Here is a 9,072-nt window from a genome sequence, read left to right on the forward strand (position 1 = left end):
CAACCACCAGACCTGGTTCATCGACCTGCGCCTCAACGGCCGCCCCATTGGCAAGGATGAACTGGTGGCCGCTTTCGAGGCGCATCCGGTCTATTCCAGGCAGGAGAAGCTGCGCATCGACGTCCTGAAGCGCTTCGGTGTCTATTCGACCGAAAGCAACGGCCATCTTTCCGAATATCTGCCCTGGTACCGCAAACGTCCCGACGAGATCACGCGCTGGATCGATATGTCCGACTGGATTCACGGCGAGACCGGCGGCTATCTCCGCTACTCCACCGAAACCCGCAACTGGTTCGAGACGGAATATCCGCAGTTCCTCGAAGCGGCGTCCAAGCCGATCGACCGCGAGAAACGCTCCAACGAGCATGCCAGCCACATATTGGAGGCGCTGGAGACCAACCGCGTCTATCGCGGCCACTTCAACGTCAAGAACAATGGCGTGATCACCAACCTGCCGCAGGATGCCATCATCGAGTCGCCGGGCTTCGTCGACCGTTTCGGCATCAACATGGCCGCCGGCATCACGTTGCCGGAGGCTTGCGCCGCCACCTGCATCGCTTCGATCAACGTCCAGCGCATGTCGGTGCATGCCGCGATATCAGGCGACATCGATCTTCTGAAGCTCGCCGTGCTGCATGACCCGTTGGTCGGCGCGGTTTCGACGCCGGAGGAGGTCTGGCAGATGGTCGACGAAATGGTCGTCGCCCAGGCAGCCTGGCTGCCGCAATACGCCCATGCGGTTCCGGCCGCCAGGGAGCGGCTGTCGACATCCAAGGTGAAGACCCGCGAGTGGGCGGGCGCCGCACGGCGCAGCGTTCGCTCGATCGAGGAATTGCGCGCCGAAAAAGCCGCGCTGAAGCAAGCCGGCTGAAACGGGCCGGCTGAAACGGGCCGGCTGGAAATTCATGCGGTGATGGTGGATCCATGGGAGGCGGATCCACTGCCACGAAGCCGTTTGAATTCGAGGAGAGGCGGAGCGGGTGCAAACGCTCCGGACAAACAAGAGGGAGAGAGACAGTGAGGAATTTACGCAATATCGGCCTTGCTGCCGGACTGGCGCTGAGCGTCTCGGTCTCGGCACTCAGTGCTTACGCTTCCGAGCCGACGGTTCCGCCGGCGCCGACACCGTTTCCCGCCGAAGGCAAGATCAATTATGTCGCGCGCGACTCCATTCTGGAGTTCAAGGCGCTTCCCGAATATCACGAGCCGGACTGGGTCACCGAGAAATACGTCAAGACCGGCAAGCTTCCGCCGGTGAAAGACAGGCTGCCGAAGGAGCCGCTGGTCTTCAAGACGGGCAATATGCAAGACGGCATCGGCGTCTATGGCGATACGATGCGCCACGTCATCGGCGGGCGGCCGGAAGGCTGGGACTACGGCGCCGGTCGGACGCAAGGCTGGGGCGGCATCGACATCGGCCTCTCCGAATGCCTGACGCGCACCGCCCCGCTGTTCCAGGTCGAGGCCAAGGACACCGAGCCGCTGCCGAACCTGGCCAGGAGCTGGGATTGGTCGAGCGATGGCCACAAGCTGACCATGCACCTCATCGAAGGCGCGAAGTGGTCGGACGGCGTGCCGTTCAACGCCGACGACGTTATGTTCTACTGGGACGACGAGGTCGTCGATCCCAACGTCTCGCCGCTGAACGGCGCCACGCCGGAAACCTTCGGCGTCGGCACGACGTTGAAGAAGATCGACGACTACACCGTCGAATGGACCTTCAAGGACGCCTTCCCGAAGCAGTACCTGTATGCCATGGCCTACGGCACCTTCTGTCCTGGTCCCGCGCACATCCTGAAGCCGCAGCATCCGAAATATTCGAAGAACACCTACGATCAGTTCAAGAATGCCTTCCCGCCGGAATTCATGAACATGCCGGTGATGGGCGGCTGGGTCCCGGTCGAATACCGGCCGGACGATATCATCGTCATGCGCCGAAATCCCTATTATTGGAAGGTCGACGAAAAGGGCAATCAACTGCCCTATCTCAACGAACTGCACTACAAGCTGTCGACCTGGGCCGATCGCGACGTCCAGGCGGTGGCCGGCGCGGCTGATTTTTCCAATCTGGAGCAGCCGGAAAACTTCGTCGCCTCGCTGAAGCGTGCGGCGGAGGCGAACGCGCCTGCCCGTCTTGCTTTCGGCCCGCGGCTCATCGGCTACAATCTGCGCTTTAATTTTTCCGCCAATGGCTGGGGCAATCCGGACGAACGCGGCCAGGCGATCCGCGAGCTGAACCGCAACGAGGATTTCCGCAAGGCCGTCACCATGGCGCTCGACCGCAAGGCGCTCGGCGACTCGCTGGTCAAGGGGCCGTTCACCGCCATCTATCCCGGCGGCTTGTCGTCAGGAACCAGCTTCTACGACCGCAATTCGACGGTCTACTACCCCTTCGACCTCGATGGCGCCAAGGCGGAACTCGCCAAGGCCGGCCTCAAGGACACGGACGGCGACGGCTTCGTGAATTTCCCTTCCGGCACCGCCGGCGGCAAGAATGTCGAGATCGTGATGCTGGTCAACAACGACTACACGACCGACAAGAGCCTTGCCGAAGGCGTCGTCGCCCAGATGGAAAAGCTCGGGCTGCGGGTCGTGCTCAACGGCCTCAACGGCACCCAGCGGGACGCTTCGCAATACTCCGGCCGCTTCGATTGGCTGGTCCGGCGCAACGAACAGGAACTGACCTCGGTGGTGCAGAACACCGTGCAGCTTGCCCCTGTCGGCCCGCGCACCAGCTGGGACCATCGTGCGCCGGAAAATGGCGAGGTCGACGTGATGCCGTTCGAAAAGGACCTCGTCGACATCGTCAACAAGTTCGTCTCCACGCAGGACAATGACCAGCGCGCCAGCTTGATGAAACAATTCCAGAAGATCTCGACGGAGCACGTCTACAATGTCGGCCTGACGGAATATCCCGGCGCGCTGATCGTCAACAAGCGCTTCTCGAACATTCCGCAGGGCACGCCGATCTTCATGTTCAACTGGGCCGAGGATTCGATCATCCGCGAACGGGTGTTTGTCGCCGCAGACAAGCAGGCGAAATATGAATTGTTCCCCGATGAGCTGCCCGGCAAACCCGGAGAGAAGGGGCTGATGAATTAGGTTTACCTCCCTGACTGAGAGACCTCCGGCCGCGCCGCTGGCGCGGCCGGACAAACCAACCTCCGGACGCAACCAAGGGCGCGATCGGCGAGACAAGGAACGAACCGTCCATGCTGCGATTCCTGCTCACGCGCATAGCGTCGGCAATCCCGGTCCTCGCCATTTTGAGCCTGGCCACCTTTGCCATCATCCAGGCGCCGCCGGGCGACTATGCCGACTACATCCGTTCGCAGGCGATCAACCAGGGTGGAGCTTCCTTTGCCGAGGCCGACGCGCAGGCAAAGGCCTATCGCATCGAGCATGGCCTCGATAAGCCGCTGCCCGTGCAGTATCTCAACTGGATCGTCGGCATCGTCACTCGAGGCGATTTCGGCTACAGCCTGTACTACAACAAACCGGTCGCCGATGTGGTCGGAGAGCGCCTGCCGCGCACGCTCCTTCTGGCGCTGGTCTGCCATCTGCTGGCCTCGGTGCTGGGCATCACATTCGGCATATGGGCGGCGACAAGGCAATACACCTGGATCGACTCGACACTGTCGGCCATCTCCTTCCTCGGTATGACGGTGCCGCGCTTCCTGATGGCGCTGATCATCGTCTATCTCCTGGTCTTCCAGTTCAACGTGTCTGAGATCGGCTCATTCTTCTCGCCGCAATATGGTGGTGCGCCGTGGTCGTGGGCCAAATTCGTCGACCTCGTCAAACATGTCTGGCCGGTGGTGGCGATCGCCACTTTCGGCGGCCTCGCCTACAATATGCGCGTCATGCGCGGCAATCTGCTCGATACGCTGAACGCGCAATATGTCGAGACGGCAAGGGCCAAGGGGCTGACGGGTGCTGCCGTCGTCATGCGCCACGCCGTGCCCAACGCGCTGCATCCGCTCATCATGTATCAGGGCGTGGTGCTGCCCTATATGCTGACCGGCGAGATCGAGACGGCGATCATCTTCGCACTGCCGACCGTCGGCCCGGCGATCGTCGGCTCCATGGCTGTCGGCGACGTCTATGTCACTGCCACCTTCATGATGGTCCTGTCGGCGACACTCATCGTCGGCAACATCATCGCCGACATGCTGCTCGTGCTGCTCGATCCGCGCGTGCGCCAGTTCGGGGAGCGTTGAGATGCTGGCGCGCGATCCATCCCCTCCACCGCTGCCTGCCGAAGGGCCCATCGTCGCCAAACCGGCGCATGGCAACGAAAGCTACATGGCGCTTGTCTGGCGCCGGCTGAAGCGCTCCTGGACCGGCATGGCCGGGCTCTGGCTCGTCGTGCTGCTGCTGGTGATGGCCGTATTAGCCGAATTCATCGCGCCAATGGACCCGAAGGTCACGGATGTCGGCTTCGCTCCGCCGCAGGTGCCAAGCTTCCATGACAGAGACGGCGGTTTCACCGCACGGCCGAGGGTCTATGCGCTGGCCGATTCGGCGGACCTCGATCCGGTCACTTTCCAGCCCGTCGTCGGCCCCGACTATGATCATCCTAGGCTGCTCGGTTTCTTCGTGCATGGCGCGCCCTACAAGCTGTTTGGGCTGCTGCCGGCGGACCGGCATCTGTTCGGCTCGCTGGACGGCCAGCCGGTGCATTTCCTGGGCACCGACAAGTTCGGCCGTGACGTGCTGTCGCGCGCCATCCACGGCTCGCGCGTCTCGCTGATGATCGCCCTGACGGTCGTCTTCATCATCACCGTCATTGGCACCATCGTCGGCATGGTTTCCGGCTATTTCGGCGGCAGGTTCGATGTCTGGATGCAGCGCTTCGTCGAACTGGTGCTCGCCTTCCCGCAGCTGCCGCTCTATCTGGCGCTGACGACACTGATCCCGGTCACCGCTCCCACCAACGTCTTCCTCGCTTTCGTCATCATCGTCATGTCGGCCTTGGGCTGGGCGCAGATGTCGCGCGAAGTGCGCGGCAAGACGCTGGCGCTGGCGCGGATCGAGTATGTGCGCGCCGCCATGGCGGTCGGCGCCACCGACCGGCGCATCATCATGCAGCACATCTTCCCCAATGTGATGAGCCATGTGATCGTCGCCGTGACGCTGGCGATCCCGACCGTGGTGCTGCTCGAATCCTTCCTCGGTTTCCTCGGCTTCGCCGTCAAGCCGCCGCTGATCTCGTGGGGCCTGATGCTGCAGGACACCGCGACCTATTCCGTCATCGGCACCTATCCCTGGATCCTGTCGCCGGTCGGTTTCGTGCTCGTCACCGTCTTTGCCTTCAACGCGCTTGGCGACGGCCTGCGCGACGCCGTCGACCCTTATTGAGGTGCTGAGATGACCGTCGCGCTCGCCGAATCCTTCGCACCGATCGTCCGTCACGACCATGACGGACGCCAGGACCAGCCGATCATCGATGCCCGCAACGTCGCCGTGGCCTTCAAGGTGGAGCATGGCGTCGTCGAAGCGGTCAAGGACATCTCGTTCCAGCTCTATCGCGGCGAGACGATCGCCATCGTCGGCGAATCCGGTTCGGGCAAGTCGGTGACGGCGCGCACCGTCATGGGCCTGCTGTCGCGGCGCGCCACGGTGTCGCCCGGCTCGAGCGTCTGTTATGACGGGCAAAACATCCTGAAATTTCCCGAGAGCGCCCGGCGCAAGCTGCGCGGCAACCGCATCTCGATGATCTTCCAGGAGCCGATGAGTTCGCTCAACCCGATCTATACGGTCGGCAGCCAGATCGTCGAGGCGATTCGGGTGCATCGTAAGGTCAGCCGCAAACAGGCTTGGGCGCGAGCGCTCGAACTTCTGCAGCACGTGCAGATTCCCGATCCTGCCGCGCGGCTCAGACAATACCCGCATCAGCTCTCGGGCGGGCAACGCCAGCGGGTGATGATCGCCATGGCGCTGGCCAACAATCCCGACGTGCTGATCGCCGATGAGCCGACCACGGCGCTCGATGTCACCGTCCAGGCGCAGATCCTGAACCTGATCCGCAGCCTGCAGAAAGAGCTGCGCATGGCGGTGATCCTGATCACCCACGACCTCACCGTGGTGCGCCAGTTCTCCGACTACGTCTATGTCATGCAGCATGGCGAAATGTGCGAGCACAACGTCACCGAACGGCTCTTCGCCGACCCGCGGCATCCCTATACGAGGCGGCTGCTGGCTTCAGAGCCGCATGGGCAGCCGAAGCCGCTGCCGGAGGGCTGTGGCACCATTCTCGAGGCCAGCGGCGTGCGCGTCTCATTCATGCTGCGCCACGGCACCTTTCTGAAACCCGACTGGCGCGAATTGGTCGCCGTCGACGATCTCAGCCTGAAACTCTGTCGTCATGAGACGCTGGGGCTGGTCGGCGAGTCCGGCTCCGGCAAGACCACCTTCGGCCAGGCCCTGCTCCGGTTGATCGACGCCAAGCGCGGCGAGATCCGTTTCGACGGCAAGCCGATCCACGGCCTGTCGCGGGCCGAGATGCGGCCGTTGCGCTCGCGCATGCAGATCGTCTTCCAGGATCCGTTCTCCTCGCTCAACCCGCGCATGACGATCGGCCAGATCATCGAGGAAGGGCTGATCGTCAACAGCATAGGGGCGACGCGGCGCGAGCGGGTCGAACGGGTGCGCGACGCGCTGGTCAGCGCCGGCATGCCGGGCGATATACTGTCGCGGTTTCCGCACGAATTCTCTGGTGGCCAGCGGCAGCGCATTGCGATCGCCCGCGCCATAGCGCTTGAACCAGAATTCATCCTGCTCGACGAGCCGACATCGGCGCTGGACCTCTCCGTCCAGGCGCAGATCATCGACCTCCTGCGCAAGCTGCAGGACGAGCGCGGCCTCAGCTACCTCTTCATCTCGCACGACCTCAAGGTGGTGCGTGCGCTGTGCCATCGCGTGATCGTCATGCAGAACGGCAAGATCGTCGAGCAGGGCCCCGTCGACGACATCCTGTCCAATCCCAAGACCGCTTACACCGAACGGCTCGTCAGGGCCGCTTTCGATGTGGCCTGAACATATGCCGGAGGTTAGCATGGCAAGAAATCCCAAGATCACGTTCATCGGCGCCGGCTCGACGGTGTTCATGAAGAACATTGTCGGCGACGTGCTGCAGCGCCCGTCGCTGTCCGGCGCGACGATCGCGCTGATGGACATCAATCCGCAGCGGCTGGAAGAGAGCGCCATTGTCGTCAACAAGCTGATCGCGACGCTTGGCGTCAAGGCGAAGACCGAGACCCATTCGGATCAGCGCAAGGCGCTGGCCGGCGCGGATTTCGTCGTCGTCGCCTTCCAGATCGGGGGCTACGAGCCCTGCACAGTCACTGACTTCGAGGTGCCGAAGAAATACGGCCTGCGCCAGACGATCGCCGACACGCTCGGCGTCGGCGGCATCATGCGGGGCTTAAGGACCGTGCCGCATCTGTGGAAGGTGTGCGAAGACATGCTCGCCGTCTGCCCCGATGCGATCATGCTGCAATATGTCAACCCGATGGCGATCAACACCTGGGCGATAGCAGAGAAATACCCTGAGATCAGGCAGGTCGGCCTCTGCCATTCGGTGCAGGGCACGGCAATGGAACTGGCTGAAGACCTCGACCTTCCCTACGAAGAGATCCGCTATCGCTCGGCCGGCATCAACCACATGGCGTTCTATCTGAAGTTCGAGCATCGCCAGCCGGACGGTTCCTACCGCGACCTCTACCCAGATCTCGTGCGCGCCTATCGCGAAGGCCGCGCGCCCAAGCCCGGCTGGAACCCGCGCTGTCCCAACAAGGTGCGCTACGAGATGCTGACCAGGCTCGGCTATTTCGTCACCGAGAGCTCGGAGCACTTTGCCGAATACACGCCCTATTTCATCAAGGAGGGCCGCCCCGACCTGATCGAGAAATACGGCATCCCGCTGGATGAATATCCCAAGCGCTGCATCGAGCAGATCGAGCGCTGGAAGGGACAGGCTGAAGCCTATCGCTCGGCCGATCGCATCGAGGTAGAGCAGTCCCGGGAATATGCCTCCTCGATCATGAATTCAGTCTGGACCGGCGAGCCGTCGGTGATCTACGGCAATGTCCGCAACAATGGCTGCATCACCTCGCTGCCCCGCGATTGCGCCGCCGAAGTGCCGTGCCTGGTCGATGCCTCCGGCATCCAGCCGACCTATATAGGCGAGCTGCCGCCGCAATTGACCGCGCTGATCCGCACCAACATCAACGTGCAGGAACTGACGGTGCGGGCTCTGATGACCGAGAACCGCGAGCACATCTACCACGCGGCGATGATGGATCCGCACACCGCGGCCGAACTCGATCTCGACCAGATCTGGTCACTGGTCGATGATCTCTTGGCCGCTCACGGCGACTGGCTGCCGGGCTGGGCGCGGGTGGCGCGCAAGACCGAGGCCGCCTGACGACCTCATTTCGGAGCGTCGGGATCCGTCTCTTCCTCGTCATCGCGGGCCTTGATGACATAGGCGCCCTTCAGCCAGCGGTTGAGGTCGATGTCCTTGCAGCGCGTCGAGCAGAACGGAAAGCTGTCGCGCGCCGAGGGCTTGCCGCATTCGGGACAGGGGCGCTTTGGGCGCAAGGGCGTGACTTTGGGATCGGAATTCACAGCCGGGTTCCCGCCAGCCAGCCGCCATGCACCTTGAAGCCTTCGCCGCTCAGCAGCGCGATGGTCTCATAGAGCGGCAGCCCGACGATGTTGGTGTAGGAGCCGACCAGCTTGACGACGAAGGCGCCGGCGAGGCCCTGGACGGCGTAGCCGCCCGCCTTGCCGCGCCATTCGCCCGAGGCGATATAGGCGTCGATCTCTTCGCGCGGCAGCCGCTTGAAACGCACCCGCGTCTCGACCAGGCGCTGGCGCAGCTTGCCACCCGGGTGATAAGGCAGATGCCGGAATAGACCCGATGCGAACGGCCCGACAACAGCCCGAGACAGTTGGCAGCGTCGTCGAGGGTTTCTGCCTTGGGCAGGATGCGCCGCCCGACGGCAACCACCGTGTCGGCGGCCAGCACGAAACCCGGCGCATAGTCGGCTTCGGTCTTCAGTGAGG

General features: G+C 63.0%; 6 protein-coding genes and 2 pseudogenes. 6 read left to right on the forward strand and 2 right to left on the reverse strand.

Annotated elements, in window-relative coordinates; all coding sequences use genetic code 11:
- The 6 genes and pseudogenes from EN991_RS12370 to EN991_RS12395 form a co-directional block, all read left to right on the forward strand.
- Positions 1–871, forward strand: a pseudogene (locus EN991_RS12370) (alpha-glucosidase/alpha-galactosidase); the annotation flags it as partial.
- Positions 872–1,017: 146 nt separating this feature from the next.
- Positions 1,018–3,102 (forward strand): ABC transporter substrate-binding protein, encoded by a 2,085-nt coding sequence (locus EN991_RS12375; RefSeq protein ID WP_127368848.1) that lies wholly within the window; start codon positions 1,018–1,020, stop codon positions 3,100–3,102.
- 110 nt (positions 3,103–3,212) lie between these two features.
- Positions 3,213–4,220 carry an ABC transporter permease gene (locus tag EN991_RS12380; RefSeq protein WP_013530191.1) on the forward strand — a complete coding sequence of 336 codons (1,008 nt, stop codon included), beginning with the start codon at positions 3,213–3,215 and terminating at the stop codon, positions 4,218–4,220.
- 1 nt (position 4,221) lies between these two features.
- Complete coding sequence (locus tag EN991_RS12385) at positions 4,222–5,361, forward strand: ABC transporter permease (RefSeq protein WP_127368849.1); 1,140 nt, start codon at positions 4,222–4,224, stop codon at positions 5,359–5,361.
- A 9-nt stretch (positions 5,362–5,370) separates the two neighbouring features.
- Positions 5,371–7,038, forward strand: coding sequence for an ABC transporter ATP-binding protein (locus EN991_RS12390; protein WP_127368850.1), 1,668 nt, complete (start codon positions 5,371–5,373; stop codon positions 7,036–7,038).
- A gap of 19 nt (positions 7,039–7,057) precedes the next feature.
- Positions 7,058–8,428 (forward strand): alpha-glucosidase/alpha-galactosidase, encoded by a 1,371-nt coding sequence (locus EN991_RS12395; protein WP_127367163.1) that lies wholly within the window; start codon positions 7,058–7,060, stop codon positions 8,426–8,428.
- A 5-nt stretch (positions 8,429–8,433) separates the two neighbouring features.
- Here the strand turns inward: EN991_RS12395 and yacG are convergent, their stop codons facing one another.
- Together yacG and EN991_RS12405 are read right to left on the reverse strand one after the other, a co-directional pair.
- A complete protein-coding gene (gene yacG / locus EN991_RS12400) occupies positions 8,434–8,631 on the reverse strand; it encodes a DNA gyrase inhibitor YacG (protein ID WP_013530195.1) in 198 nt (65 codons plus the stop codon).
- Positions 8,628–9,072: pseudogene (locus tag EN991_RS12405) on the reverse strand (Maf family protein); the annotation flags it as partial. The gene yacG and the pseudogene EN991_RS12405, both read right to left, overlap by 4 nt.

The organism is Mesorhizobium sp. M7A.F.Ca.US.005.03.2.1, assembly GCF_003997795.1.
Classification (GTDB): domain Bacteria; phylum Pseudomonadota; class Alphaproteobacteria; order Rhizobiales; family Rhizobiaceae; genus Mesorhizobium; species Mesorhizobium ciceri.